We start from the raw sequence: 26,071 nt of genomic DNA on the forward strand, positions 1-26,071 counted from the left end.
CTAGATAAACATGTCTATTTCTACTCGGAAATGGTTTGTTTCATTGAATCTTCTGCGAGGAATTCACGCAAGGCGGGTAATTACATTCTGTCGATCTGCGCTAAAAAGTGCTGGTAGATAAGGTTCGACCTCTGAAATTAAAGTATACCGCTTTGTCTGTTGGGTGTAGACCAGTAGGTTTTGAGTACTAAGAGAAAGGTAGTGATCTGCACGCTATGACTACAGCAACGAAACCGCAACGCTCCCCGCGCCCTCGGAAACCGGAGGGGCAGTGGAAGATCGACGGCACCGCGCCGCTGAATGATGATGAAGCTATCAAGCAAGAAGACGGGGGGCTTTCCGCCCGGCAACGCGTGATCGACATCTACTCCAAGCAGGGGTTCAGCTCTATTCCCGCCGCCGATCTGGCGCCGCGCTTCAAATGGCTGGGCCTTTATACGCAACGTAAGCAAAATCTGGGCGGCGAACACACCTCCCAGATGACTAATGCCGAGCTGCAGGACGAGTACTTCATGATGCGTATCCGCTTCGATGGCGGGCGGCTCAATCCGACTCAGCTGCGCACAGTGGGAGAGATTTCCCGCGATTATGCTCGCTCAACAGCGGACTTTAGCGATCGTCAGAACCTGCAATTGCACTGGGTTGAAATCGAGAATGTCCCCACCATCTGGGAGAAGCTGGAAGCGGTGGGCCTCGACACGCTGCTCGGTTGCGGCGACGTGCCCCGCGTCGTGCTCGGCTCCCCAGTGGCGGGGGTGGCCGCGGATGAGATTATTGATGGCACCCCGGCCATTGAAGAGATCGTTGGTGACTATCTGATGCGCGAGGAGTTCCACAACCTTCCGCGTAAGTTCAAGAGCGCGGTGTCGGGCAATCGCCGCCAAGACGTTACGCACGAGATTCAAGATGTTGCTTTCGTCGGCGTCGATCACCCCGAGCATGGACCTGGTTTCGATTGCTTCGTTGGCGGAGGTCTTTCGACTAACCCCATGCTTTCGCAGTCACTGGGTGCTTGGGTCCCGCTGGAACGTGTCGCGGAGGTCTGGGCCGGCGTGGCCGGCATTTTCCGAGATTACGGTTACCGCCGTAACCGCAATCGCGCTCGCCTGAAGTTCCTGGTGGCGCAGTGGGGTATCGAGAAGTTCCGTGAGGTCCTCGAGAAGGACTATCTAGACGCGCCGCTTCTCGACGGAGAACCGCTCGAGGTCGAACCCGGTTCCAGGGATCACCTCGGCGTCCATAAGCAAAAGGACGGGAAGCTCTATCTCGGAGTTAAGCCCACCGTGGGGCATGCCACCGGTGAGCAGCTCATCGCTATCGCAGATGTGGCGGAAGAGTTTGGCATTGAGAGAATTCGCACCACCCCGATGAAAGAGTTGCTGTTCCTTGACGTGGAGGAGGAAAAGATACCGGCGTTGTCTCGCGCGCTCGATGACACTGGCCTTTACTCGCAGCCCTCAGAGTTTCGCCGGGGAGTCATATCGTGCACCGGCCTGGAGTTTTGCAAGCTAGCGCACGTGACCACCAAGGCGCGCGCTATCGAACTCGTTGACATCCTAGAGGACAGGTTGGGAGATCTTGACGTCCCGCTGTCGATTGCTCTCAACGGTTGCCCCAATGCTTGCGCTCGCTCTCAGGTCGCCGATATCGGCCTCAAGGGCCAGATGGTGGCCGATTCCGAAGGCAACAAGGTCGAGGGCTTTCAGGTGCACCTCGGCGGAGCCTTGGGTCTCTCGCCGGATTGGGGACGCAAACTGCGCGGTCACAAGGTGATCGCGGAAGAACTTCCCGAGTACGTTATTCGCCTCGTGGAAAAGTACAAGGAGCAGCGGGAGGAAGGCGAACAGTTCCGGCACTGGGTTCTGCGTGCACCGGAAGAAGAGCTGCAATGAGTTTTCGCCGAAAGCCGAATCCAAACCGGAATCACCCCAGTTATTGCCCATATTGTGCGGGAACATCGCTCTTTCCGGACGAGGAAGGGGAGTTTGCCTGGAAGTGCACGGAGTGCCTGCGGGTGTTTTCCGTACTTTTCCACGGGCAAGATGACGCCCCCACCGCGCCCGTCTCCAGCGTCTCATCGGCCGAAGCGCTGCAACTTTCGCTGCGGCGACGTGGGCATCGCACTGCGGTGAGCACATCGAACAGGGAGGATGATGAAGATTGACCGCATTAATTACGCTTAGTCACGGTTCGCGGCACCCCGGCGCGGCAGCGGGAGTCGACAGACTCACGCGTGCGGCCGCGCGCGATGTGGGAATTAATTATTTCCTCAGCGCTCACCTGGAGTTTACTGAGCCCAACCTCGCGGGCGCAGCAAACAGCTTGGCGAGCCTTGGTGTTGAGGAAGCCGTGGTGGTCCCGCTGTTATTCACCTCGGGATATCATCAGAGGGTCGATGTTCCCAACGCCGTGAGCGTGGCGGAGGATTCCTCAGGACTCCGGTTGAAGTTAGCCCCGGGCCTAGGAACGGGTGAGGAAATGGCGCGGGTGTTGGCTCGGCGAATGCTCAAGGCGCACCCGGATGAGCATTGCATACTATATGCGGTGGGCTCATCAGACCCTTGCGCGAACATCGCCGTCGAAAAGCTCGCGACTCGGGTTGCAGATCTAACGGGGCACAGCACCTCAGTGGCGTTTGCTACTCGCGGTGGGCGTGAGGCCATAGCCGCCCAGGCCACTGGGTACCGCCACGTCCGTGTGCTGCCACTGTTTGTCACCGCAGGTCTTTTGCTGGACCTGCTTTCAGATTCCCCGGGGCACATCGATCCTCCACTCGGGGAAGACCTTGCCGAAATCGTCGCGGCCCGCTTCCAAGTTGGCGCGCGCACCCACGCGCGCCAACTACTCAAGAATGGAATCTAAACCATGAAAACACTCATCCTCATCGCCCTCGCCGGTGCCGCCGCCCAGCTGGTTGACGGCGGAATTGGCATGGGCTTTGGAGTAACCTCTACGACCATCTTGTTGCTGGCCGGACTCGGCCCGGCCCAGGCCTCGGCGGTTGTACATACTGCGGAACTAGGCACGACCTTCGTCTCGGGCCTAAGCCACTGGCGTTTTGGCAACGTGCACTGGCCCACCGTTTTCAAGCTAGGGGTTCCAGGCTCCATCGCTGCCTTCCTTGGCGCGACGGTGCTTTCCAATATCTCCACTGATGCGGCGGTCCCCATTACCTCCTTGATCTTGGTCGCCATTGGCATCAACTTGGTGTGGCGTTTTTCCCAGATACGGCCGCACCGGGTGGTGAGCAATCGTTCACACTCGACCGCCTTTCTCGGAGGGTTGGGCTTGGTCGGCGGCTTTGTCGACGCTACTGGCGGCGGCGGATGGGGGCCGGTGTCGACCTCAACCCTCATGGCAATCGGGCGTGAGCAGCCGCGCCGCATTGTGGGAACTGTCAATACAGCGGAGTTCTTAGTCACGCTTGGCGCCACCCTCGGGTTTATGGTCGGGCTCTGGCACGATATTGTCTCCAACTTTTCCTCAGTGCTTGCGTTGCTTATAGGAGGCACCATCGCCGCGCCTTTCGCCGCTTGGTTGGTTTCTCGCATTAGCCCCATCCTGCTAGGAGGTCTAGTGGGCACCGCTATTATCTTCCTCAACATCGACAAGGTTTTCGGAGGAGCGGGAACGTACTTCGGTCTTGAGGTGCCGACGACGGTGACCGCAGTCATAAAGTATGCCTTACTAGCAGTCGGCATCTTTGCCACCATTTACGGCGCGCGACACGAACGCAAGGCGCAGGCCGCAGCATTAGCCAAGGAAAATGAACCGGAGAATAGTGTCCCGGTTGCGGACGGCATTGATGCTGGCGAGGGCGGTCATGCTGAAGTAGTGCCCGCCAGCGCGGCCTATCAGGCTGAGCAAGGTACGAGGAAATAACTTGGCCGGGTTCCAGCCGGGCCTGCCCAAGGCTAATCGCTAAAGGTTGACCACCGCGCCGATGACGTAGACGGCGGGAGGCGCAATATGGTGCTTTGCCATAACCTCGCCGAGGTCACGCAGCTCGCACCGGAATTCCCGGGCCTCGGAAAGTGAGCCCTCCTGCATGATGGCTACCGGCGTGGTGGGGGCTAGGCCCCCTTCCTGCAAAGCCTGCGCGATGGCACGGGCATTCTTTACGCCCATGATGACAGAAAGCGTTGCCCCCGAGGTAGCCAGTGCTTGCCAGTTGACTAGGGACTTGGGGTGTCTAGGCGGAAGATGCCCCGAAACGACGGTGAAGGCATGCACCACTCCGCGCTGGGTGACGGGCACTCCTGCTAGCGCAGGAACGGAGACTGCACTCGTCACCCCAGGGATGACCTCAACGGGTATGCCGGCTTTTAGGAGGGCTTGATACTCCTCGAAACCGCGTCCAAAAACATAGGGATCCCCTCCCTTCAGCCGTGCAACGCTTCGCCCAGCCACAGCGTGCTCGATGAGGAGATGGTTGATCTTCTCCTGCGAGGTTTGCCGCCTATATGGAAGCTTCGAGACGTCGATAAGCTGCTTGGAGGAGATATCGCACAACTTGTCGAGCTGGGCCGTTGGGCCGAGGTGGTCGGCCAAGATGACTTCCGCCTCTTGCAAAGCGTGCATGCCACGGACGGTGATGAGATCCCAGGCTCCGGGCCCACCGCCGATGAGAGAAACTGGATGAGGCTGTCTAGACGTCATAGATCTTCATGCTAGTTCACTGTCATCGACGACCGGACTATCCGGGGTGGTTTGGATGTGTCACAGCCGGCGATTCTTCTCAGTGCATAACCGGCCTGTAGCTAGCCGGGGCGGTCCGTTTGGCACCAGACTATGCTCGAAGATATGGACAACGGATACTACGATGGCTCCGCATATGACGCTGAAACCGTGCGTTTTTTCGATGTTGCGCACGAGGGGAGCCAGATTCGGCTCTTAGCCAACTCCCTCGAGGCATTGCGGCCCATTAGCGGAATGCGTCCGCGGTCGGTGGTTATCTTGGCGACCGAGCAGGTAGCGCGGGCCGCTGCGGACTTCGTCGTCGGGCTCGCAGAGCCCTTGCGAGTTCCCATCGTCGTTGCCGAGGCCCTTCCGCAGTTTGTCGGTGCTCTCGACATTGTGGTCGTGGTGGGGGACAAAGGTGAATGCGATTGGGCTTCTCAGGCTCTCATCAGTGCCGATAAGCGTGGGGCAAGCACCATTTTCATCGGCCCGAGCAGTGGCCCTCTAGTCGATGACGTGCCGGCCAGCACTGTTGTCGCTCCCACGCTGCCTACTGCAGCAGGCCCCTCGCCGGCTCGGTGCATCGCGGCTCTGTACGCCATCGTCGAAGTGCTCGAGGGTGACTGCGAGTTTATCGCTCGCAGGCTCGAGGAAGTGGCCAGCGCCGTCGACCGGGAGCTGGTGCTCCTGTCCCCAGAGAGTGATTCCACCACCAATCCGGGGCGGCAGCTGCGCGAGTTCGTCGAAGGCTGCCTTGTCATCCACAGTTGCGGAGTAGACTCACATGCCTATTCCTCGCAACGCCAGCGAGTTGATATGGGCTGCCTCGTTGCACGCATGGCGGCGAGCGTGTGGGCAACGCGCGGGCTGGGCGGAACCTTCGTTGCAGCGGAGGAACTTCCGCAGGTCCTCGAGCGCAGAAATACCGGCGGGGACAATGTTAATGAAGATCTCTTCTTTGATCCCTTCCTAGACAGTGCTCAAGGGCAGGGGGCTTTGGTACCCTTGAAAGTTGTCTTGTGGGTACAGGACGAGGCGAACCTGTCCCACTCTTTAGCCGTCAATAGTGCGGACCCGGAGCCCGGTCTCGGGGATCTGGCTCGTGCCTTGCAGCTAATCACGCGGAGTTATGCCGCGACCGCCTACGACATTAACTAAAGGACAAAGCAATGCAGCTTCTGGACAGTGCGACTCGAAACTACTCTTGGGGTTCAAAAGCCCTCATCCCACACCTGCAAGGCAAGGATTCTTCCGATAAGCCGGTAGCTGAGCTGTGGTACGGCGCCCATCCGGCTGATCCTTCTTCCGTGGACGGCCAGCGCCTTGACGCCGTGATCGCTGCGGATCCCCAGGACAGTCTAGGACGCCGCGTCGAAAAGCGCTACGGCGAGCGCCTGCCTTTCCTGTTGAAGATTCTGGCCGCGGCCGAACCACTGTCGCTGCAGGCGCACCCTTCTAAGGCTCAAGCGGAGGAGGGCTTCGAGCGTGAGAACCGCCTCGGCATTTCCCTGCAGGCCAGCAACCGTAATTACAAGGACGATAACCACAAGCCAGAGCTCATCGTCGCGCTCACGCCTTTCTACGCCATGGCTGGGTTCCGCCCGCTCGTGCGCACTCGCGAACTTTTTGACGGCCTGTCCTGCTCCGCCCTCGACCACTACCTAGGCATGCTCGATGACAGGCCCGAGGCTGAGTCCGATAATCTGCGCGCGCTCTTTACCACGTGGATTACTATTCCCTCCTCCAACCGCAAGGAGCTCATCGCCGCTGTAATAGCGTCCGGCGAGGATCTCGTCGCGCGTCTGCCTCGGGAGGATTGGCGCTCGGTGGTCATGTCTACCGTTATTCGCCTCAATGAGCAGTACCCCGGGGATATTGGAGTCCTTGGTGCACTGCTGCTTAACCATGTGCAGCTACAGCCTGGTGAGGCCGCCTATCTCAATGCAGGCGAGCTGCATGCCTATGTCTCCGGACTAGGCGTGGAAATCATGGCCAATTCCGATAACGTGCTGCGCGGCGGCCTGACCCCCAAGTTCGTGGATGTTCCGGAGCTGGTGAAGGTCCTGACCTACAAGGCTGCCAAGGATCCGCGCGTCGAACAGGTAGACAAGTCCGCCCAAGCCAATGTGGACGGTGCCGCCGTGTGGTCCTACCCAGTTCCCATTGAAGAGTTCATCATCGATCGCGTAGAGCTGAAGGGGACGGACTCGGTGGACCTAGACTTCGATGGTCCTGCGATCGTTTTGTGCACTGGGGGTGAGGCGCAAGCCCGCGACATAAACGGCAAGACCCTGCAGATCGCCCCGAGCAAGGCCATCTGGCTGCCAGCCTCCGAGGCTACGGTGTCGATTTCCGCGGTAAATGGTGGCAAGGCGGAGGTATTCGTCGCCCGCGTTTAGTGGGGGCAAGGGGAGGACGGAAGCTCTTTCTCAGCTCTTATTGGGAGTTGGGGAAGAGATTCCAAGGCTGGAAGAACGCGCCCTTGGAGCCGAAGGGATCACCGAAGTTATTTGGCTCTCGGCTGGGCTGAGGCGCGGGTTCTTCAGCGCCGGCCTGTGATTGGGCAGACTCACCGAGCTCTTGGGGCTCATCAGGAGTGTTGGTTTCAGAGGAGTTCGGTTGGCCTGCTGCGCCGGGAATTGTGGGCAGGTCAGGAAGCCCCGGCAGTCCCGGTATTTCGGGTTGGGAGGGGGTGCCCGGTTGCTGAGGCGAGGTAGCTTCCCCGCCTTGGTTGTTAGAGCCATTGTTAGGGGGAGTGGAGGTCTGCTCGCTCGTTGAGTTTTCTTGCTGCGGGGTTTCCGGCTCAGAAGTCTCGGATGGGCTGGTGGTTCCAGTCGGCTCTAGGTCCGTAGGTTCAGCCAAGACGGTTGGTTCCGGGGACTGCCAGTTTTGGGTCGAGAGATTATCTGGGCGATAGAAAGCAGTAGGGCCGGTGCTGCGCTGTGGAGGATTTACCACGGCGTTCGGGGCGAGGAAAGGATCGTCGGGGAGGGCGTTGATTCGCTCTTCCTCACGATCTTGCTCGCGCGAGGAAGTCTGCTGGCGAGGCTTAGAGGAGGTGGGAGCCTGACCGGAAGTGGTGCTTTCCGTGGTGGCGACGTTAGTAACCAAGGCCTCATTCGAGGAGGTGGGGGATTCCGGGCTGCCGAGCCGCCACACACCGATGCCGACGAAGACGGCAACGATCAATCCAGCGCCGATGAAGGCGTAGACGCGACGTGCCTCAGAATTCACTGTTTTCCTTTCCTTCGGTAACAACTTGATAACGACACTACCATCTTCGCTCAGTGATGCGAATGGGCAAGGACGTTCGGCGGGTTTCATAGTGGTTTATGAGGGGTTTATACACAAATGTTGACACTAAGTAAGATAAAACCCAGTCGTGAGCTGGAGAGGTAAGGAGCTTGATATGAGCAGCTGGGATGAGGCCATCTTGACCCAGGAGGACAACGTTGATTTCCTCGAAGAACTGTCGAATCTTGATGATGAAGATATCGTCGAGGCCATCGTTGATGCCTGCGCGCTGGGTATCGGCACTGAGAACGTTTCCGCAGAGGAGCAGGCAAATGCCCTGGCCGCTGCGACCATCGCTGCCATTTGGGCCGGTGCGCCTTTTAGTGCAGGCGAGGTAGTGTCCGCCTATCCATTTATTAGGCAGTTGGCTGGCTCCGGCACGGAGAGCCTTAATGAGGCAGCCCTCGAGCTCTTGGAGGGCGTCGAGGAGGATTACGATCTCGAGGCATTCATTGAGGCTGTGTCCTAAAGTCTTGAGGGGCATCCGTATCGAGTTGGGAGAGAGTTCGCACCCATGTTGTTAAGTATTGAAGGAATTGACGGCGCGGGAAAGAACACCCTCGTCCATCGCCTGCAAGAAGAGCTGGAGGTGGAGGTCTCCGTCCTCGCATTTCCTCGCTATGAGGAGTCTATTCACGCCCAGCTGGCGCGGGAGGCCCTCTACGGACACATGGGGGACATGGTTGATTCGGCCTATGCCATGGCAACACTTTTTGCGCTGGATCGTTACGGTGCCAAAGAAAAGTTGCTGCAGGCCGCTGAAAGCTCGGGTCTGCTCATCCTGGACCGCTACGTGGCCTCGAATGCCGCCTATTCTATGGCCCGTCTGGGTGATGATGGCGTGGCGGATTGGGTCTATGACCTCGAATATGGGCGTTTGGGTCTGCCGAAGCCAGACCTGCAAATCTTCCTCGATACAGACGTTGAGCTCGCGGCTTCCCGTGCTCGTGGACGCGAGGCCGCTGATGACACGCGCGAGCGTGATCAGTATGAAAAGGACAGCAACCTGCAATCCCGCACGGCTGCCGCCTATCGGCGCTTAGCGCAGGCGGACTGGGCGGGGCAGTGGATCGCTACTGCTGAAGTGGATATGATTGTCAGAGCCTTAAAAGACCGCCTAGGAGTGTAGATAGTGGCCCCAAAGATTCTTGTTGTTGATGATGACCCAGCGATCTCAGAAATGCTGACCATCGTGTTGGAATCTGAGGGCTTCGTGCCCTTTGCCGTCACGGATGGCAATGACGCGGTCCCCGCGTTTGAGGCCCACGAGCCGGATCTCATTTTGCTCGACCTGATGTTGCCTGGCATGAACGGCGTGGATATCTGCCGCGCGATTCGCAGTCAGTCCTCCGTCCCCATCGTCATGCTCACCGCCAAGACGGATACGGTGGACGTGGTCTTGGGCTTAGAGTCAGGTGCTGATGATTACATCACCAAGCCTTTCAAGCCGAAGGAGCTTATCGCCCGCATTCGTGCTCGCCTGCGGCGAACGGCGTCTACCTCGAACGAGCTCATTGAGGTCGGTGACCTAGTCATCGATGTGCCAGAGCACACTGTCACTCGGCGCAACGGCGAGGAAATCTCTCTCACCCCCCTTGAGTTCGATCTCCTTTTGGAGATGGCGCGCAAACCGGGGCAGGTTCATACCCGTGAAGCCCTGTTGGAGTCCGTGTGGGGCTATCGCCATGCCTCCGATACGCGCCTAGTTAATGTGCACGTGCAGCGTCTGCGCGCCAAGATCGAACGCGATCCGGAAGACCCGCAGATTGTGCTCACGGTCCGCGGAGTTGGCTATAAAACCGGGAAGACTGACGCGGGCGAGTAGGCGGTTGTAGATCATTCTTCAAAGAATTCGGCGCCTGAAAGATGCCGCATTAGATGCCTGGCGCACTTCCTTGCAGGCCAGGGTCATCGGCATGATCCTTATCGCCTCTACTGTTGTCATGGTGATCTTGGCCTATGCCTTGATCTCCGTTCTGACCCAACGCCTCGTGGGGCAGAAAGAAGACGTAGCCAGGCAGGAGCTCGATCGCGCTCGAGTCGCCGTCGAACAGCAAATCAATGCCACCGGTACTGCCAATTCCGTGCAGGTGCGTATCAACTCCGCGCGTGCGGCACTGGGGCAAATGTCGGCCCAGCCCGTCGATACGCAGGCGGTCTACGAGCCGGTCATTGTCGTCGACAACGAGGACGGCAGCGTGACCACTTCGCCGGAGGGCTACCACGTGCCGGAGAATCTTCGGGCGTTGGTGGATCAGGGCCAGCTCGCGCAGCAGTATACGTCCGTAGATCAGGCGGATGGTCAAAGCTACAACGCCTTGGTGGTGGGGACGCCTACTGAATCGGACATTCCAGGAACCCAAGTCTACCTCGTTCTTTCGATGGAATCGGAAGAGTCCACGATGGCATTGATGCGTGGGCTGTTATCAGCAGCAGGCGTGGTTGTCGTGGTGCTCTTGGTTGGCATTGCGTGGCTGGCCACGCAGCAGGCCATTGCCCCCATTCGTTCCGCGTCTCGCATTGCTCAACGTCTGGCCGCAGGTCACCTGCGCGAGCGCATGGTGGTAGACACGGACGATGAGATGGGCCGTTTGGCTTCTTCTTTCAATGACATGGCGGACACCCTTTCCAAGCAGATTACCCAGCTCGAGGAGTATGGAGATCTGCAGCGCCAATTCACTTCCGACGTCTCTCACGAGTTGCGCACTCCCTTGACCACCGTGCGTATGGCCGCCGACATGATTGCGGCGGACGCCGATTCCTTGGAGCCGCATACTCGCCGCGCTGCTGAGCTCATGACCCGTGAGCTCGATCGATTCGAGGAGCTGCTCGCAGATCTTCTGGAGATCTCTCGCCACGATGCGGGTGTGGCCGATCTTTCCAGTACCTCGCTAGACGTGCGCTCCTGCGTGCACGCCGCTTCGAGCCAAGTGGTCCACCTTGCGGATGAGCTCGACGTCGAAGTGCGCATCAACATGCCCGAGGAGCCGGTAACCATCGAGGGCGATTCGCGCCGTATCGAGCGCGTATTGCGTAACCTGCTGGCCAACGCCATCGATCACTCGGAGGGAAATCCGGTCACCGTGGACATGGTGGCCACCGACGAAGCGGTCGGCATTGCCGTTACCGATCACGGTGTCGGGCTCAAGAAGGGCCAGGAGGAGCTGGTATTCAACCGCTTCTGGCGGGCAGATGCCTCCCGCAAGCGCCATTCCGGAGGAACGGGTTTGGGGTTGGCAATTGCCCGCGAGGATGTGGCCTTGCATGGCGGCACCCTAGACGCCATTGGCTACCTCGGCGTCGGCTCGCGCTTCCGCCTCATCTTGCCGCGCGTTCCCAACACGCGGATCGAAAAGGAGCCAATTGCTCTCGAGGTTCCGCATGCTGTGGAGGAATCGGAAGAATCCGGCGCAGCGCAAGCAAACCAGGCTGAAAGCCACCGCCCTCATTCTGTGGGGGAGGAGACCTCCGCCCCTGGGGCGACACCGTCTTCCGCGTCTTATGAACAGGGCGCATCCGCCATCCACGGGGATGGCATTGTGTGGCCTTCGGAGCGTGAAAAGCGTTTAGTCAGTGGCGTTGAGCCTTCGCCGCGTTCGAAGTTTGTGAAGCCAGAGACCCCGGGTGCTCAGTCCTATAGCAGCCAGGTGGCTGTGGATAAGAAGTCACCAGAGGCTGGTTCCCACGGCGATGAGGCGGGACGGGAGGCGCAGCAATGAGAACAGTGAAACCGGCAATGAGAAGTTTTCGCAAGGCTGCGGCACTAGGCAGCGCCCTGGCTCTTTTTGGTTGTGTTGCCTGTTCTACCTTGCCGCATAATACTGACCCGCAGGTTATCGGCAGCTTCGAGGCGCATAGCGGCGACGAAAGCCCTTTCCTAGGACCGAAGGCTGGCCAAGAGCCGGATTTATTGTTGCGTGACTTCTTTACTGCCACCGCGATCCCTTCGGGTGATTATGAGGCGGCACGTAGCTTTATGGATCCGGCTATTTCGGAGTCCTGGGATCCCACGGAATCGATCCTGGTGGTCGATTCCATCGATCTCAACACCGTGCACGTCGACGCGGGCCAGATTGAATACAGCGTGCGTGGAAACATCATTGGCTCACTCAACAGTGGTGGCGCCTATTCGCCGGAGAATGCCGGTTACGAGGCTCGCATGACGCTGCAGCAGATTTCAGGCGAGTGGCGCATCACAGATCTTCCCTCCGGAGCCGTCATCGAGCGCAACGAGCTGCGCAACCGCTATCAGCCGCAGTCCCTGTATTTCTACGAGCAGTCGCGCAAGGCTTTAATTTCGGACAGGCGCTGGCTCTATAGCGGTCAAGATCCCATGGACACTGAGCTGGTGACCTTGCTTATCGAGGGGCCTAATGCAGATCTCAAGCCGGCGACCTCTTCGCTGCTGCCAGAGACGGCCACTTTCTTGGGCGTCGAAGACGGCGAGTATCGCTTCAGCGGGATGACGGCGATGAGCCAGGAAGACAAGACCAAATTCGCGGCACAGTTAGTATGGACCTTGAACAACGCCGGCATGGGCCAAGAGTTTAGAGCCACGGCAGATGGCAGCCCCTTGGTCGAGGGCCTCGACATCATGTCCACCGATGAATTCGCGGAGTTCAATCCGCAGGAATCTCCGACATCGGTATCCTCCCTCTTCGTCCTGTATGAGGGCTCGCTGTGGTCAGTGAAGGCAACTGCGGTACAGCCGGTTTCCGGCTCCGCCGGGACGGTCGGGGACATTCAATCCGCGGACGTCAGCGCCGGGGGCATTGTCGCTGCCGTGCGCAAGAAGTCCCCGGACGAATTCGAATTCGCCATGGGGGAGACCACCGGCGAGTTGGGCACGGCTTTGTCGGCCAAGACTCTCGCGCGCCCCACCTTTGAGCTCAACGGTCAAGCTGCATGGACGGTGGAAGACGGCGAGCGAATAGTGCGCGTGGTGCGTTCCTCCGCCACTGGGCAGATCACAGATGCCGCGGTGGATTCTAGCGAGGTGGACGGCATCAACGGGGAAATCTCAGTCATTCGCCTTTCCAACACCGGCGCTCGCATTGCGATGATCATTGGCGGATACGTTTATACGGGGGTGGTGACGCGCGCGACCAACGGCAAGCATCGCATCGTTAACGTGCACGAGGTAGCCCCCGAACTCAATGGCTCAGCTTTGTCACTGGACTGGCAATCTGACGGATCGCTGCTGGTGGGAACCTCCTCGAGAAACTCGCCTGTGTGGCGCATCGAACAGGATGGTTCTGCTTCGTCGACTATGCCTTCAGGAAACATCTCAGCCCCAGTTGTTGCGGTCGCGGCCTCCCCGTCGACGCTCTACGTCACGGATTCCCACGCCATGTTGGAGATGCCCGCGGTTGGCAGTGACAGTAGTTATTGGCGCGAGGTTCCCGGTCTGCAAGGAAAGCGTTCTTCACCTATCATCGCCAACTAGACCCAGGGGGGAGAAGGGAGGTAAGGCAAGCGATGTGGGGATGGAATACCAGCCCTGCGCACAAGCGTATGCAGGGTTTGTCGGCACGGACATGGGCATTCGGGGAGCTTCTTGTTCCTCGGCAGTGCGCTGGTTGCTTTGGCCCGGGAGAGGTTCTGTGCGTGCAGTGTCGCAGGCACTTGAGGCAGGTGCCTTATCCGGTTGACCGGCCGCGCCCCTTGGGAGCGCCGGTGTGGGCGTTGGGGGCCTATTCCGAGGTGCGTCGCAATCTCATCGTGGCGATGAAGGAGCACGATAACCGGGCAGTGCGGGCGCATGCGGGGGCAGTGTTGGCGGCTGCGATATCTTTCCTGCAGGCGCGTGGGGATATTCCAGCAGGCCTGGGGCTTGACCTCGTTCCTGCTCCGACGCGGGTGCGTTCGGCACGCAAAAGAGGCGGGGATCCAGTGGCGGCGCTGTGCCACCACGCGGCTGTGCGCTTGCCGGGCGTAGAGGTGGCGGAATGCTTGGTCTTGGCAGGCTCCGCTGCAGATCAGTCCACACTGACGGGGGAGGGGCGGTGGGCAAACATGCATGGCGCAGTCAGGTTTAGCCCGAGTGGCAGCCACGGGGGCGGGGCGCACCACCCCCACGATATGCGTGGGCACAATGTCCTGCTTGTCGACGACGTTATTACCACCGGCGCCACCGTAGCGGCGGCGATTGCCGCTCTGCGGACGTCGGGAGCGCTCGTGTGTGGAGTGCTCGTGCTCGCGGACGCTTAAGGTATCCCCCCTTGTGTGCTTAGGTTATGACCACTGCTAAGATGAAAGGTGTCACAGGAAAGTAGTCGTTGTGATTGGGAGTTAATACGCCACCCCCTTTGATGGGGGGTGAGAATCCGCACTTGACCCTCAAGTCGCCGAAGCTACAGAATGTGCACTCATTCGAGTCCCCACTACTACAGGGAGGCAATTCAATGTCCCAGCCCAACAATGCTCAGGTCACCATCACAGGACGCAACGTCGACGTTCCTGATCACTTCCAAGAGCGAGTCTCTGAAAAGCTGGCCAAGATTGAACGCCTCGATCCGACTCTGACTTTCTTCCATGTGGAGTTGCAGCACGAGCCGAACCCGCGCCGTGATGCCGAGTCTGATCGTATCCAGATCACTGCCACCGGTAAGGGCCACATTGCCCGTGCCGAGGCCAAGGAAGATTCTTTCTACGCCGCCCTTGAAACCGCTTTGGGCAAGATGGAACGCTCCCTGCGCAAGGTTAAGGTCCGCCGCGAATTCGTTAAGTCGGGCCACCGTGCACGCAAGGGAACCGGCGAGCTTTCCGCACAGATCGTGGCGGAAGCCGAGCAGGATCGCGCAGCTGCCGAGCGCTACGTGGATCCCTATGCTGAGACCGTCGAGGATGTGCGCCCCGGCCAGATTGTCCGCTCCAAGGAGCACCCAGCTACGCCCATGAGCGTGGATGAGGCCCTGAGTGAGATGGAGCTGGTGGGCCATGATTTCTTCCTCTTCGTCAACGAGGAGACCGGCAAGCCCTCCGTTGTCTACCGTCGCCACGCCTTCGACTACGGCATCATCTCCCTTTCTGAGAGCGCTGAAGCCTAATTGGCCTAGTCTTCCGCCCTTCCCGCATTGCCGGGGAGGGCGGTTACTGCGTTTTGACGTGGTCTACAGCCAGGGCTGCAGACTGCAGTGAGTTGCTTGTCTCTCGGGCAGGGAAAAACACTGGCCGGAATAAGATAAAGCTGAGGAAGTGAGTACAATGTTCGAGAGTTACCCAATATTGATGCGACAAGAAGGACTATCTAGAAGTGTTTGGACTTTCCAAGCTGCTCCGCGCCGGCGAAGGACGCACCGTCAAGCGCCTGGCGAAGATGGCTGATGATGTTATCGCTCTCGAAGACGAGTACGCGGCTCTGACCGATGATGAACTCAAGGCTAAGACTGAGGAGTTCAAGGAGCGTCTCGCCGGCAAGGAGAGCATGAATGACATCCTTCTTGAAGCTTTCGCAACCGTGCGGGAGGCCGCGTGGCGTGTCCTCGGACAAAAGCACTACAAGGTGCAGATTATGGGTGGTGCGGCGTTGCACTTTGGCAACGTTGCCGAGATGCGCACCGGTGAGGGCAAGACCCTTACCTCGCTGCTTCCCGCTTATCTCAACGCCCTAGAGGGCAATGGCGTCCACATCGTCACGGTCAATGACTACCTGGCCCGGCGTGACGCCGAGATGATGGGACGTGTCCACCGCTGGTTGGGTCTTTCCGTCGGCGTCATTCTCTCCGAGATGCGCCCGGCGCAGCGCAAAGAGGCCTATGACTGCGACATCACTTATGGAACCAATAACGAGCTGGGCTTTGACTACCTGCGCGATAACATGGTCCGTTCCTTGGCGGACATCGTCCAGCGCGGCCATAACTACTGCATCGTGGACGAGGTAGACTCCATCCTTATTGATGAGGCACGTACCCCTCTTATTATCTCCGGACCTGTGGATGGATCTTCCCAGTTCTATGGAGTATTCGCGCAGCTAGCCCCGCGCATGCGTGAGGGCATCCACTACGAAGTGGATCATAAAAAGCGCACCATCGGTGTCTTGGAGGACGGCGTTGAATACGTCGAAGACCAACTTGGCATTGATAACCTCTATGCCCCTGAGCACTCGCAGTTGGTGTCCTATCTTAACAACGCACTTAAGGCCAAAGAGCTCTTCGTGCGCGATAAGGACTACATCGTGCGCAACGGTGAAGTTATGATCGTTGACTCCTTTACCGGACGTATCCTCGCCGGCCGTCGCTACAACGAGGGCATGCACCAAGCCATTGAGGCCAAGGAGCAGGTCGAGATCAAGAACGAGAACCAGACCCTGGCTACCGTCACCTTGCAGAACTACTTCCGCCTCTATGACAAGATTTCCGGCATGACCGGTACCGCCGAGACGGAGGCTGCCGAGCTGCACTCCATCTACGGCCTTGACGTGGTTTCTATCCCCACCAACAAGCCCAATCAGCGTGAGGATCACTCGGATCGCATCTACAAGACTCAAGAGGCCAAGTTCGCCGCTGTGGTCGATGATATTGCCGAGCATGTGGAGAACAACCAGCCAGTGCTTGTAGGCACCACCTCAGTGGAACGCTCCGAGTACCTCTCCCAGCTGCTGAATAAGCGGGGAATCAAGCACTCGGTGCTCAACGCTAAGCACCACGAAGAAGAAGGTCAGATCATCGCGCGCGCCGGCCGCCCTGGCACCGTCACTGTGGCTACCAACATGGCAGGCCGCGGTACGGATATCGTGCTGGGTGGAAATACCGAAGTCATCTTGGATGAGAAGCTGCGCGAGCGGGGGCTTGATCCTTTCGAGGACGAAGAGAAGTACCAGGAAGCCTGGGATGCGGAGATCGCACAGGAAAAGGAGCGCTCACAGCGCTTGGGAGATCAGGTCCGAGAGGCCGGCGGTCTCTACGTGCTCGGTACTGAACGCCATGAGTCTCGCCGTATTGATAACCAGCTGCGTGGACGTACGGGACGTCAGGGAGATCCGGGCGAGACCCGCTTCTACCTCTCCATGCGTGATGAGCTGATGGTTCGCTTCGTTGGGCAATCGATGGAACAGATGATGAACCGCCTCAACGTTCCGGATGATGTTCCTATCGAGGCCAAGATGGTGTCCAACTCCATCAAGGGTGCTCAGGCTCAGGTTGAGAACCAGAACTTTGAAATGCGCAAGAACGTGTTGAAGTATGACGAGGTGCTCAACGAGCAGCGCAAGGTGGTCTACCGCGAGCGCTACTCCATCTTGGATGCCGGAGACATCAAAGACAATATTCGTTCGATGATCACCGACACGGTCTCGGCATATGTCGATGCGGCTACGGAGACCGGATACGTCGAGGATTGGAACCTCGAGGAGCTGTGGAACGCGCTCAAGGCACTCTATGGTCCTACGATGACCCCGCAGTCCGTGGTTGATGGTTCTGAATATGGCTCGCCCGGCGAGCTCAGCGCCGAGCAGCTGCGTGAGGCGCTCGTGGCGGATGCGCAGTCCGAGTACGACAAACTGGAGGAAGCTGTCGAGGCTATCGGCGGCGAGAACCAGATGCGCGCCACTGAGCGTATGGTTATCCTGCCCATCATCGACCAGAAGTGGCGCGAACACCTCTACGAGATGGACTACCTCAAAGAGGGCATCGGCCTGCGTGCCATGGCGCAGCGTGACCCCTTGGTGGAGTACCAGAAAGAGGGCGGCGACATGTTCAATGCCATGAATGACGCCATCAAGGAAGAAACCGTCCGCCAGCTCTTCATGCTCCGTAAGCAGTTTAAGGCGCAGGAAGACGCGCAGAAGGCAGTGCAGAGCGGATCCGCTGCCAACGGCGAAGGCACGGTCGAGGCCTAGCCTGGCGGCTTTCCTCTAGGGCTTAGGTTTTGGAGGAAAGTAGTCTAGGATAGGGAGCAAGTTAAACATCGTCCCTCTCTCATAGGTGTAGTTTGCGCGTGCGTATCCCTTCTTTCCGCCTAGGCTTCTCGGTCTTGGCCATGGCCACACTTCTTAGTGGCCCAGTGCCGGCCTTGGCCTATGAGCCGCATAATGAAGGCGAAGACTCCTGCCGCGTTTCCTATGATCGGTCGCAGACCCACGCTTGGGGTTCGGCGGCGGAGGAAGTCTATAACATCGCTCAAGAGCGCAAAGGTGCGCTGTCTGAGTTTGGAGTCTTAAGCCCACAGCAGCTGCAGCACGCCTTTGACTTCTATTTCGGGGAAGAGCGTGTAGCAAACGCTATTCGCAGTGCCCAGGGTCCAGCGAATAAGACCCAAGCCCTGACGGAGTATCCGTGGGCTCTTAGCGCGGAGAGCGTCAAGGCGCCGCAAAGAACCGCCGGTCCTAGCGAAAAGCAGGTCTTGGATTACCTTGGGGCGCTCAGCTCCGAGTTTTTGAAACTGCGCGTCAGCGCACAGCCGGGTCTGCATCCGTCTAATGCTGCCCAGGCGCCAACGCCGGCGGCGGGTGCTAACCCCGCAGCAGAGCAGTTCCCGCAGGGTTTCCCAGACTATGCAGCCGCCCTAGACCGGGCTCAGGACCTTGGCGGCAGCGCCGACAAGCCCTGCACTCAGGAACCAGGCCAAGAGAGCCAGACCACAGCCCAAGGCGGCGAGAATGCGCCTGCGGTGCCGGAGTCTTTCTTTGGCCCGCTCGCCGCGGTCTTTGGAGGCACAGCGGCGGCCACGGCGGCCATTGCCTCCGTGTGGGGTTCGCTCGACTGGACTTCCATCCTTACCGCACTGGGCTCACTCATTTAAAGAAGCCGGAAGGTGAGGAGCTTTCCGTTTGTTGCGGATCCGGTAAAGGCGTGGCGCCGATGTGCAATGCGGGCGCTGCCAAAGTACTCGCCGTGGGAACGCGCGTGCAGGCTGAGTAATTCTCCGCTGGCAGCGCCTGAGTCGATGCCGTGCGCTTTCTTCCACAGACGCAGGTGAAGCCCTATGGCCTCGTCGAAGTGATCTCGGCGCAGGTGCTGAAGAGGCCGCAGGCCGGCTGCGACTTCCACTGCTATGGTGACGAGCTCGCGGATAGAATCACGCGCGATAATATCCGCGGCAGCGGGCACGCGTTCATAGCGCACTTCATCGGGGGCGCGGTACAGCTTGAGGTGGGCAAAGCCGGGTATGGGCTGGTACATGGTGAGTACTGATTGTGCCACGGGACATCGCCAAGCGCAGCGTCTGGGAATTAGCTGTGAGGGGTGGGCGCAAATTACGGGGGACTTAGCTATACTCACCAACGTAAATTCGTACCACAACCCTAAAGGAATAGTAGATGCGCGGTCTCATCGTCGATTATGTCGGCGTGCTCGATGGCACTGAAGAAGACACGAAGCGTTGGCGGAACCTCTTCGCCGCAGCAAAGGCCAACGGCGTGGCCACTGCGATCTTGTCCAATGATGCCGGCGGCCCCCAGGCGGAGCATATCCGCGAATGGGAGTATCGCGGCATCGTCGACGCGGTCATCCTATCCGGGGAGATCGGGTCGGAAAAGCCTGAAATCGGCGCCTTCCGCGCTGCCGCTGATGCGCTCGAGCTTCCTTTGAATGACTGCGTGATGGTGGATGATTCAATCCTCAACGTCCGCGCCGCCGTCGAGTTTGGCATGATCGGCATGCTTTACACCGTCTTTGACCGCACCAGCGTGGAAATCCAGGCCGTATTCGATATCGAGGGCGAGTTCTAGTGGCCAAGGAACGCGTCTACGTGCCCGCTACCTTTGCCATGCTGCGTGAACTCGCGGAGACGGGCAGCGTGGCTGCGCGCTCCGGGTGGGGGTTCATGTTAACCCCGGCCCTGCGCGAGTTTTATACGGACGGCGATGAGGAAGAGATTGCCTATTCCGCATTCTTGGAGGCTTCGATGGCCTCGTTGCGGCTGTTGGCCATCGGGGATGAGGCTGACTTTCCCCACCGCCGCGTCGTCATCTCAGTAGACATAGACCAGGGCGCCATCAAGCCGCAGCCAGAAATGGGCGAGCCCGTGGTCAAGCTCGACCCAGCTGTGTTCAGCACCGAGGATGTCGCAGCGATCCACGTCGACATCGAGGAATCAGAGGCGGCAACGAGCAAGGCCATTGAGGTCATCGACACCGCAGATCTCGGCGATGAGGACGCGGAACTAGCCGTTGGAGATGCCCTCGACAACTTCATGGCTTTCTACGATCCCTCTGAGCTGCCCTTCTTGGTGGAGCTTCTCTAGCTTTCCCAATCCACGTTGCTGCGCAGCGCAACCAACAGCTTGCGCACGGCGTCACGCCTGCGCGCGGAGGCGGAATCGGGGGCGATGAGGCGGGGATCATCGAGCCCGCACTCTGGATCGGCAGGGGGGCCCAGGTGCGTGCAGCCACGTGGGCATTCCCGGGTGGCCTCGGCCAGATCTCCGAAGACGCCGATCACAGTATCGGCGTCGACATGCGCCAAACCGAAAGAACGAATGCCCGGGGTATCTATGAGCCAGCCGGCATCCTCCGGCAAACGCAGCGCCACGGACTGTGTTGAGGTGTGCCGGCCTTTGCCCACCGCAGAGACCTCGCCGGTCTCGCGATGTGCATCGGGAATAAGCCGATTGACCAAAGTGGACTTGCCTACCCCGGAGTGCCCGATGAAAGCGGTGATTTGGCCATCGATGATGGCATGGACGGCATCGAGAGTGTCATCCACACCCGCGTTGACTACGGGAACATCAAGATCCGCGAATTCTGCCGCAAAAGGGCTGGGATCGGTCAAGTCTGTCTTGGTCAGGCAAAGGATCGGGCGCACATTGCCCACGAAGGCGGCGATGAGAGCGCGTTCGACAAACCCGGAGCGTGGCGGAGGATCTGCAACGGCAGTAACGATGAGCATTTGATCCGCATTTGCCACCACGATGCGTTCATAAGGATCAGTGTCATCGGCGGTGCGGCGCAGGACGGAGGTCCGATCCTCAAGGCGTACGATCCTTGCCAATGTGCCCTCGCGCCCCGAGGTATCGCCGACGACGCCGACGCGATCTCCCACCTCAACGGCGGTGCGACCCATCTCGCGGGCGCGCATGGCTACGACGACGGGTCCGTCATCGAGGGCTACGCCCCACCGTCCGCGATCCTTGGTGATGACCATCCCGAACTTGGCGTTCTTATGGCTGGGACGGTCTTTGGTGCGCGGGCGAGAGCCCTTGCCTGGGCGGACACGGACGTCGGACTCATCGAAACTGCGGGAACTTCTAGCCATGAAGCATGTTCTCCCACATGGACTCGAACTCTGGGAGCGTTTTTGCGGTGCAAGCAATATCATCGACTTCGACGCCTGGCACACGCAGCCCAATGATCGCGCCTGCGGTGGCCATGCGGTGATCCGCCCACGCCTTCCACGGCCCGCCGTGCAAGGTAGCCGGTTCGATATAGAGGCCGTCGCCAAGCTCGGTGACTTTGCCTCCCAAGCCATTGAGGTTAGAGGCCAAGGCCGCCAGGCGGTCCGTCTCGTGGCCGCGTAGGTGCGCGATGCCCGTGAGGCGCGAAGGGCTGTCCGCCAGTGCGCACAGAGCAGCGATGGTGGGGGTGAGCTCGCCGACGTCCCCCAAGTCACGCTCAATGCCGCTTAAGCGCGCGCCAACGGGCGCTAAGACCGAAAGCTTGGAACCTTCTAGAGTGACTTTAGCGCCCATATCTTCGAGGATTGGGCGAATGGCGTCACCCGGCTGCGTGGTGCGGGCTGGCCAATCAGCGATGGTGACTTCGCCTCCTGCTACTGCGGCTGCGGCGAGGAAGGGCGTGGCGTTGGAGAGATCGGGCTCAATCTGCCACTGTCTGCCGGCTATAGCGCCTGGCTCTACCCTCCAAGAGTTTTCGCCTTCGTGGACCGTGACTCCGGCTTCACGCAGCATCTCCACGGTCATCTCAATGTGAGGCAGGGAAGGAAGCGCCGCGCCGCGGTGAGTCACGGTTATGCCCTGGCGGTAGCGCGCGCCGCTGAGTAGGAGTCCCGATACGAATTGGGAAGATGCAGAAGCGTCCACGGTAACCTCACCGCCCTCAGGGGTACCCTGCGAGACGATAGTCAGCGGCAGGGTATCTCCCTCTACCTCGACGCCGAGGTCGCGCAATGCTTGCACGGTGGTGTGCATAGGCCGGCTACGCGCTTGCTCATCGCCGTCCATGTGCACCGGGCCTTGCGCCAAAGCCGCCACGGGAGGAAGGAATCGCATGACCGTGCCTGCCAGGCCGCAGTCGACGTCGGCCCCGTGCAATGGGCCCGGAGTAACGGTGACGGTGGAACCGGAGTGGGAAAACCCTATGCCCATAGCTGAGAGGGCTTCTTCCATGAGGCGAGTATCGCGCGACTCGAGCGGATTGTGCAGGATAGAGGGGGAATCGGCGAGTGCGGCGAGCACATAGGCGCGGTTGGTGATGGACTTTGAACCGGGAATGCTGGTTTCCCAATGCAGCGGTTCGGATGCTTGCGGTGCGGTCCAAGAAATAGGCATGTAGTCCATAATAGGGGGCATGTGCGGAAGATTTGTTTTGTTCACCGAGTCCTTGCTTGCTGAGGTTGGCAACCTGCCTGGCGTGGGCGAGGTGCATGCCCCACAAGGCATACCCGGCCCGCGCTTTAACATTGCTCCCACCCAGGTTGTGCCCGCTGTGCGCTTGCGCGAGGAACTGGCACAGGTCGATCCCGCGCGCTGGGGCTTGCTGCCGGGATGGAAGAAGGATGAGTCGGGCCCACCGCTTTTTAATGCCCGCGCAGAAACCGTGCGTTCCAAGCCTTCTTTTCGTGCCGCCTTCAAGGCACAGCGTTGCCTCATTCCCATGAACGGCTATTACGAATGGCATGATGACGGCGCGGGCAAGGCCCCTTACTACGTAACCAGAGGTGAAGGGCTGCTGTGGGCGGCTGGGCTGTGGGAAGAGGGTCTTGAGCGGCTTTCTGCAACCATCGTGACAACGGCTGCCACCCCGGAGATGGAGTGGTTGCACGATAGGTTGCCCCGCTTCCTCGGGGAAGAGGAAGTGCGCACGTGGGCCACGGGTTCTCCGGAGGAGGCCGCTTCGCTGCTAGCGCCGACCGGGCTGGAGGACTTTTCGGCGCGGAAGGCTGATAAGGCCGTGGGCAATGTCTCCAACGACTATCCCGCCCTTATCGGGACCTTCGGGGTTTAGAGTGCAGTGATTTTGTTGGTCAGCACCGAGCCCGATCATTCAGGATAGGCCGGATGGCCTTGCTACCGCACTACCGAGTTCTGGCTAGGCGGCCCGTCTGTGGATAACCGCCCGGTCTTGGTGGGTTATCCACAGTTCTCCGCCTTGGTGCGGGTTGGGGATTGTCGCACCGCTTGGCGGTGCCTTAGCGTGGCGTACATGGGCTTGCAGGAGTACTTCGCACAACTTGGCCGGGGTGTTGACCTCGTGGCCGAGTGCTCGGGGCTATCTGCGCCGGACCTTGAGAAGATGGGGGCCAGTGCGCAGGATGCCGCCGAGCTTATAAGCCTGCACACCATCTACTTCGGTACTACTCCCTATACCGGCAAGCAGCGCTCGGCTATTGACGCGGCCAGGCGCAACGGGCACCCCCTGAGCACCCTGCGCTTGATCGAATCTTTTACCCGCCGCGTTAGAGGACAACTAGCCGCATGGAACCTGCGACTAGAGCTATGCGCCACGCCCAGCGAGCAGGTTGATGCGGTAGCCAGGCGCCGGCTGCGCGAAATGCGTGTTCCCCGCACGTATTGCGAGCGCGCGCTGCTGCGCCAGCACCCCAACGGGCTAGCTACCTTGACCGTGACCGGTAATGGGTTGGATATGGCGGATGCTTTCCGGACCATTGACCAGAATCGACCAGGGGAAAGTTTTATCGCCCGCATGCTCGGCAAGGCAGACGAGGCCACCACACGTACTCGTGTGACGACCATGGCAGTCCTCCAGTTGGAGGACTACGGGAAGCTTGTACGTCGCGAGCGCGATGATGTGATGATACGCACCACCAGTGGGGCTGTTATCACCGGCGCGCAGCTTGTAGAGCGTGCTTGTGCCAACGAGGGTCTTATTACGGTGATAAGCCGTACGCTGGGGCCGGTGGACTTGTACCGCTTTGAGCGCTTCGCGTCGGTCAAGCAGCGCACGATGCTGGCAGCAGAGCACCCCACGTGTGCGTGGCCGGGCTGTAGCATCCCGGCAGAGCGAGGGCAGTTTCACCATCTCACGCCGTGGAGTCATGGTGGGGAGACTAACGTTGCCAACCTGGTGACCTTGTGTAGCTACCACAACGGGGTTAATGAGGATGATCCGAATGCGCCACCACGGCGCGGGCGCCTTACCCGCCAAGGCGGGACAATAGTCTGGCAGCCACCACACACCAGCCGTTAGGACAACACCGCCTAACGGCGACTTCCCGCACCCCAAAACAAACCCCAGCGGGCAAGCGGGCAGGACTGTGACTGTGCGGTGGAGATGATCCCGGAAAATACCGGCAAGGGACTCGCATTTTGCCTGCCACTCCCACCGTGGACTCTAAAAAACCAAGAAGAGCTGCTTATCGGCTGGCGCCAGGCAGATACCAGGGGAGGAACGGAGGCCGGGGAGGAAAGAGTTTAATCCGCCACGATGTCGGCGAAGGTGGCGTCGATAAGCTTTGCCAGGTCTTCGGCATTCATAGAGATGTCCAGACCACGCCTGCCACCGGAAAAGTAGATGGTATCGAAGAGGATGGCGGTCTCATCAATGACAGTGGGCAGGGGGTGCTTTTGGCCTAGGGGAGAGATTCCCCCGGGGATATAGCCTGAGGATTTGGAGGCGTCGGCGGGATCGGCCATGGTGGCCTTGTGGGCGTTATGAGCTGCTGCAGCCTTCTTCAGGCTCAGCCGATGAGAGACAGGCAGGACGCATACCGCGAGCTGGCGACGTGGACCTTTCCCGGCGCTGAGATCCACCATGAGGGTCTTAAAGATGCGATCTGGGTCGACGTCGAGAGCAGAGGCCGCGTGCTCGCCAAAGTGATCTGTGCCGCCCTCAAAAGTGGACACCTCGTGGGCTACGCCTGCCTCCTCGAGAACCTTGAGCGCGGGAGTTGCTGCGTGCGGGGTTTTCTTAGCCATGGTGGGGATTGTAGTAGCGCACGATAGTATGGAAAACGTGGCTACTGAAACTTTAAGCGCAAAAGAGCTGCAGCGCCGCTTCGAGGAGCAGGCTCTGCCGCTTTTGGATCAGCTCTACGGGGGAGCTATGCGGATGACGCGAAACCCTCAGGATGCCGAGGATCTAGTCCAAGAAACGTATCTCAAGGCTTATAACTCCTTCGGCTCCTTCAAACAGGGGACTAACCTCAAGGCGTGGTTGTACCGCATCATGACCAATTCCTATATCAACTCCTACCGCAAGGCGAAGCGGCGCCCCACGGAATCTTCCGCGGATGAGTTGAGTGATTTCCAGCTCTATACCACCTCAGGACATGACTCGACGGGGCTGGAGTCCGCCGAGGTAGAGGCGTTGAAAAGGATGCCGGATTCCGCAATTTCCCAGGCCATGAATGATCTCCCGGAGGACTATCGCATGGTGGTTTACTATGCGGATGTGGTTGGTCTGGCCTATAAGGAGATCGCCGAAGTGATGGGCACCCCACTGGGGACCGTAATGAGCAGGCTGCATCGTGGAAGAAAACTACTGCGCTCCGCGTTGAAGAATGTAGCGAAAGAACACGGCATCGGAAACGGCCACCCAGATACGGAAGAGAAATAATGAAACGCACGAAGGAAAACAACTGTGGTGCGTGCACTTCTCCCGAGGTGCAGGCTTTGTTTTGTGAGTTATTAGATAGCACCACGAGCTATGCCCGTGCGCTGGAAATCCGCGAGCACATCGCGCAGTGTGACACCTGCCAAGAGCGTCTAGAGAGCGAGGAGGTGGTACGCGCGCTAGTGCGCAAGTGCTGCCTAGAGGCAAAAGCCCCGCAGAATCTCCGGCAGCGCATCAGCGTGGAAATCACGCAGATTACTGTGCGCTAAAGACGGCAAAAGGGGGCTAAGGAGCAGGAAGTGTGTCTGGATTTTGCTCTTTGCACTGGTAAGTATGTATAAATGCCGGTTTTATATTCCCTGACGGAATATAAACGCCCGAAAGCCGGCCAATACCGCGTTTTAGGCC

At 59.4% G+C, this 26,071-nt stretch carries 27 protein-coding genes; 21 read left to right on the plus strand and 6 right to left on the minus strand.

Annotated elements, in window-relative coordinates; translation table 11 throughout:
- Positions 1-215 precede the first annotated feature (215 nt).
- From F4V60_RS03315 to F4V60_RS03330, 4 genes are read left to right on the plus strand one after another with little or no spacing between them, the layout of a single operon-like run.
- Entirely contained in the window at positions 216-1,892 is a 1,677-nt protein-coding gene (locus tag F4V60_RS03315; protein ID WP_075729324.1) for a nitrite/sulfite reductase, read from the plus strand.
- Positions 1,889-2,164, plus strand: a complete 276-nt coding sequence (locus tag F4V60_RS12710; protein WP_075729325.1) for a hypothetical protein — start codon at positions 1,889-1,891, stop codon at positions 2,162-2,164. Before F4V60_RS03315 ends, F4V60_RS12710 begins: the two co-directional genes overlap by 4 nt.
- A complete protein-coding gene (locus F4V60_RS03325; RefSeq protein ID WP_075729326.1) occupies positions 2,161-2,862 on the plus strand; it encodes a sirohydrochlorin chelatase in 702 nt (233 codons plus the stop codon). Before F4V60_RS12710 ends, F4V60_RS03325 begins: the two co-directional genes overlap by 4 nt.
- Before the next feature lie 3 nt (positions 2,863-2,865).
- Entirely contained in the window at positions 2,866-3,882 is a 1,017-nt protein-coding gene (locus F4V60_RS03330; RefSeq protein WP_084559124.1) for a sulfite exporter TauE/SafE family protein, read from the plus strand.
- A gap of 39 nt (positions 3,883-3,921) precedes the next feature.
- Here F4V60_RS03330 and cobA read toward each other — a convergent pair whose 3' ends face one another.
- Entirely contained in the window at positions 3,922-4,659 is a 738-nt protein-coding gene (gene cobA, locus F4V60_RS03335; RefSeq protein WP_075729327.1) for a uroporphyrinogen-III C-methyltransferase, read from the minus strand.
- Between the two features lie 144 nt (positions 4,660-4,803).
- Between cobA and F4V60_RS03340 the strand changes: the two genes are divergently transcribed.
- Together F4V60_RS03340 and manA are read left to right on the plus strand one after the other, a co-directional pair.
- Positions 4,804-5,838 (plus strand): exopolyphosphatase, encoded by a 1,035-nt coding sequence (locus F4V60_RS03340; RefSeq protein WP_141256000.1) that lies wholly within the window; start codon positions 4,804-4,806, stop codon positions 5,836-5,838.
- A gap of 11 nt (positions 5,839-5,849) precedes the next feature.
- The gene (manA, locus tag F4V60_RS03345) at positions 5,850-7,079 is read left to right on the plus strand and encodes a mannose-6-phosphate isomerase, class I (protein ID WP_075729329.1); all 1,230 of its coding nucleotides are present in this window, start codon (positions 5,850-5,852) and stop codon (positions 7,077-7,079) included.
- A 37-nt stretch (positions 7,080-7,116) separates the two neighbouring features.
- Here the strand turns inward: manA and F4V60_RS03350 are convergent, their stop codons facing one another.
- Positions 7,117-7,914, minus strand: coding sequence for a hypothetical protein (locus F4V60_RS03350; protein WP_075729330.1), 798 nt, complete (start codon positions 7,912-7,914; stop codon positions 7,117-7,119).
- A 175-nt stretch (positions 7,915-8,089) separates the two neighbouring features.
- Here F4V60_RS03350 and F4V60_RS03355 point away from each other — a divergent pair, with 175 nt between their 5' ends.
- The 9 genes from F4V60_RS03355 to F4V60_RS03395 all read left to right on the plus strand — a co-directional run bounded on the left by F4V60_RS03355 (position 8,090) and on the right by F4V60_RS03395 (position 18,714).
- Positions 8,090-8,443 (plus strand): DUF4259 domain-containing protein, encoded by a 354-nt coding sequence (locus tag F4V60_RS03355; protein WP_075729331.1) that lies wholly within the window; start codon positions 8,090-8,092, stop codon positions 8,441-8,443.
- 45 nt (positions 8,444-8,488) lie between these two features.
- The gene (locus F4V60_RS03360; protein WP_075729332.1) at positions 8,489-9,103 is read left to right on the plus strand and encodes a dTMP kinase; all 615 of its coding nucleotides are present in this window, start codon (positions 8,489-8,491) and stop codon (positions 9,101-9,103) included.
- A gap of 3 nt (positions 9,104-9,106) precedes the next feature.
- Positions 9,107-9,799, plus strand: a complete 693-nt coding sequence (gene mtrA / locus F4V60_RS03365; RefSeq protein ID WP_075729333.1) for an MtrAB system response regulator MtrA — start codon at positions 9,107-9,109, stop codon at positions 9,797-9,799.
- A gap of 91 nt (positions 9,800-9,890) precedes the next feature.
- Positions 9,891-11,693, plus strand: a complete 1,803-nt coding sequence (gene mtrB, locus F4V60_RS03370) for an MtrAB system histidine kinase MtrB (protein ID WP_198154414.1) — start codon at positions 9,891-9,893, stop codon at positions 11,691-11,693.
- Between the two features lie 17 nt (positions 11,694-11,710).
- Positions 11,711-13,420: an MtrAB system accessory lipoprotein LpqB gene (gene lpqB / locus F4V60_RS03375; protein WP_075729334.1), complete on the plus strand. Its 1,710-nt coding sequence runs from the start codon at positions 11,711-11,713 to the stop codon at positions 13,418-13,420.
- 188 nt (positions 13,421-13,608) lie between these two features.
- Positions 13,609-14,184 carry a ComF family protein gene (locus F4V60_RS03380; protein ID WP_232316003.1) on the plus strand — a complete coding sequence of 192 codons (576 nt, stop codon included), beginning with the start codon at positions 13,609-13,611 and terminating at the stop codon, positions 14,182-14,184.
- A 194-nt stretch (positions 14,185-14,378) separates the two neighbouring features.
- Positions 14,379-15,023 (plus strand): ribosome hibernation-promoting factor, HPF/YfiA family, encoded by a 645-nt coding sequence (gene hpf / locus F4V60_RS03385; protein WP_075729336.1) that lies wholly within the window; start codon positions 14,379-14,381, stop codon positions 15,021-15,023.
- Positions 15,024-15,229: 206 nt separating this feature from the next.
- Complete coding sequence (gene secA / locus F4V60_RS03390) at positions 15,230-17,812, plus strand: preprotein translocase subunit SecA (RefSeq protein WP_075729337.1); 2,583 nt, start codon at positions 15,230-15,232, stop codon at positions 17,810-17,812.
- A 98-nt stretch (positions 17,813-17,910) separates the two neighbouring features.
- Positions 17,911-18,714, plus strand: a complete 804-nt coding sequence (locus tag F4V60_RS03395; protein ID WP_075729338.1) for a hypothetical protein — start codon at positions 17,911-17,913, stop codon at positions 18,712-18,714.
- Here the strand turns inward: F4V60_RS03395 and F4V60_RS03400 are convergent.
- The gene (locus F4V60_RS03400) at positions 18,711-19,115 is read right to left on the minus strand and encodes a hypothetical protein (protein WP_232315967.1); all 405 of its coding nucleotides are present in this window, start codon (positions 19,113-19,115) and stop codon (positions 18,711-18,713) included. The genes F4V60_RS03395 and F4V60_RS03400 overlap by 4 nt on opposite strands.
- A 116-nt stretch (positions 19,116-19,231) precedes the next feature.
- On the opposite strand from F4V60_RS03400, the gene F4V60_RS03405 reads away from it, so the two are divergent.
- Both F4V60_RS03405 and F4V60_RS03410 read left to right on the plus strand, forming a co-directional pair.
- Entirely contained in the window at positions 19,232-19,642 is a 411-nt protein-coding gene (locus F4V60_RS03405) for an HAD family hydrolase (protein WP_075729340.1), read from the plus strand.
- A complete protein-coding gene (locus F4V60_RS03410) occupies positions 19,642-20,157 on the plus strand; it encodes a DUF6912 family protein (protein ID WP_075729341.1) in 516 nt (171 codons plus the stop codon). The genes F4V60_RS03405 and F4V60_RS03410 overlap by 1 nt, the downstream gene beginning before the upstream one ends.
- Here the strand turns inward: F4V60_RS03410 and rsgA are convergent.
- The gene (gene rsgA / locus F4V60_RS03415; RefSeq protein WP_075729342.1) at positions 20,154-21,167 is read right to left on the minus strand and encodes a ribosome small subunit-dependent GTPase A; all 1,014 of its coding nucleotides are present in this window, start codon (positions 21,165-21,167) and stop codon (positions 20,154-20,156) included. The genes F4V60_RS03410 and rsgA overlap by 4 nt on opposite strands.
- Positions 21,160-22,440, minus strand: a complete 1,281-nt coding sequence (gene aroA / locus F4V60_RS03420) for a 3-phosphoshikimate 1-carboxyvinyltransferase (protein ID WP_075729343.1) — start codon at positions 22,438-22,440, stop codon at positions 21,160-21,162. Before aroA ends, rsgA begins: the two co-directional genes overlap by 8 nt.
- On the opposite strand from aroA, the gene F4V60_RS03425 reads away from it, so the two are divergent.
- Together F4V60_RS03425 and F4V60_RS03430 are read left to right on the plus strand one after the other, a co-directional pair.
- Positions 22,439-23,095, plus strand: coding sequence for an SOS response-associated peptidase (locus F4V60_RS03425; RefSeq protein ID WP_075729344.1), 657 nt, complete (start codon positions 22,439-22,441; stop codon positions 23,093-23,095). The genes aroA and F4V60_RS03425 overlap by 2 nt on opposite strands.
- A gap of 198 nt (positions 23,096-23,293) precedes the next feature.
- On the plus strand, positions 23,294-24,298 hold the full coding sequence (locus F4V60_RS03430) for an HNH endonuclease signature motif containing protein (protein WP_075731018.1): 1,005 nt from the start codon (positions 23,294-23,296) through the stop codon (positions 24,296-24,298).
- 224 nt (positions 24,299-24,522) lie between these two features.
- Here F4V60_RS03430 and ybaK read toward each other — a convergent pair whose 3' ends face one another.
- Positions 24,523-25,026, minus strand: coding sequence for a Cys-tRNA(Pro) deacylase (gene ybaK, locus F4V60_RS03435; RefSeq protein WP_075729345.1), 504 nt, complete (start codon positions 25,024-25,026; stop codon positions 24,523-24,525).
- A gap of 28 nt (positions 25,027-25,054) precedes the next feature.
- Between ybaK and F4V60_RS03440 the strand changes: the two genes are divergently transcribed.
- Together F4V60_RS03440 and rsrA are read left to right on the plus strand one after the other, a co-directional pair.
- On the plus strand, positions 25,055-25,666 hold the full coding sequence (locus tag F4V60_RS03440) for a sigma-70 family RNA polymerase sigma factor (RefSeq protein ID WP_075729346.1): 612 nt from the start codon (positions 25,055-25,057) through the stop codon (positions 25,664-25,666).
- Entirely contained in the window at positions 25,666-25,932 is a 267-nt protein-coding gene (rsrA, locus tag F4V60_RS03445) for a mycothiol system anti-sigma-R factor (protein WP_075729347.1), read from the plus strand. Before F4V60_RS03440 ends, rsrA begins: the two co-directional genes overlap by 1 nt.
- Positions 25,933-26,071 lie beyond the last annotated feature (139 nt).

This window comes from Corynebacterium flavescens, assembly GCF_008693105.1.
In the GTDB taxonomy this organism is placed as follows: Bacteria; Actinomycetota; Actinomycetes; order Mycobacteriales; family Mycobacteriaceae; genus Corynebacterium; species Corynebacterium flavescens.

Bases quoted from the DNA above. Each gene is read 5' to 3' on its own strand.
- F4V60_RS03315 (WP_075729324.1), top strand. From the start codon at position 216: ATGACTACAGCAACGAAACCGCAACGCTCCCCGCGCCCTCGGAAACCG.
- F4V60_RS12710 (WP_075729325.1), top strand. From the start codon at position 1,889: ATGAGTTTTCGCCGAAAGCCGAATCCAAACCGGAATCACCCCAGTTAT.
- F4V60_RS03330 (WP_084559124.1), top strand. From the start codon at position 2,866: ATGAAAACACTCATCCTCATCGCCCTCGCCGGTGCCGCCGCCCAGCTG.
- cobA (WP_075729327.1), bottom strand. From the start codon at position 4,659: ATGACGTCTAGACAGCCTCATCCAGTTTCTCTCATCGGCGGTGGGCCC.
- F4V60_RS03340 (WP_141256000.1), top strand. From the start codon at position 4,804: ATGGACAACGGATACTACGATGGCTCCGCATATGACGCTGAAACCGTG.
- manA (WP_075729329.1), top strand. From the start codon at position 5,850: ATGCAGCTTCTGGACAGTGCGACTCGAAACTACTCTTGGGGTTCAAAA.
- F4V60_RS03355 (WP_075729331.1), top strand. From the start codon at position 8,090: ATGAGCAGCTGGGATGAGGCCATCTTGACCCAGGAGGACAACGTTGAT.
- F4V60_RS03360 (WP_075729332.1), top strand. From the start codon at position 8,489: ATGTTGTTAAGTATTGAAGGAATTGACGGCGCGGGAAAGAACACCCTC.
- mtrB (WP_198154414.1), top strand. From the start codon at position 9,891: ATGATCCTTATCGCCTCTACTGTTGTCATGGTGATCTTGGCCTATGCC.
- lpqB (WP_075729334.1), top strand. From the start codon at position 11,711: ATGAGAAGTTTTCGCAAGGCTGCGGCACTAGGCAGCGCCCTGGCTCTT.
- hpf (WP_075729336.1), top strand. From the start codon at position 14,379: ATGTCCCAGCCCAACAATGCTCAGGTCACCATCACAGGACGCAACGTC.
- F4V60_RS03405 (WP_075729340.1), top strand. From the start codon at position 19,232: ATGCGCGGTCTCATCGTCGATTATGTCGGCGTGCTCGATGGCACTGAA.
- rsgA (WP_075729342.1), bottom strand. From the start codon at position 21,167: ATGGCTAGAAGTTCCCGCAGTTTCGATGAGTCCGACGTCCGTGTCCGC.
- F4V60_RS03425 (WP_075729344.1), top strand. From the start codon at position 22,439: ATGTGCGGAAGATTTGTTTTGTTCACCGAGTCCTTGCTTGCTGAGGTT.
- aroA (WP_075729343.1), bottom strand. From the start codon at position 22,440: ATGCCCCCTATTATGGACTACATGCCTATTTCTTGGACCGCACCGCAA.
- F4V60_RS03430 (WP_075731018.1), top strand. From the start codon at position 23,294: ATGGGCTTGCAGGAGTACTTCGCACAACTTGGCCGGGGTGTTGACCTC.
- ybaK (WP_075729345.1), bottom strand. From the start codon at position 25,026: ATGGCTAAGAAAACCCCGCACGCAGCAACTCCCGCGCTCAAGGTTCTC.
- F4V60_RS03440 (WP_075729346.1), top strand. From the start codon at position 25,055: ATGGAAAACGTGGCTACTGAAACTTTAAGCGCAAAAGAGCTGCAGCGC.
- rsrA (WP_075729347.1), top strand. From the start codon at position 25,666: ATGAAACGCACGAAGGAAAACAACTGTGGTGCGTGCACTTCTCCCGAG.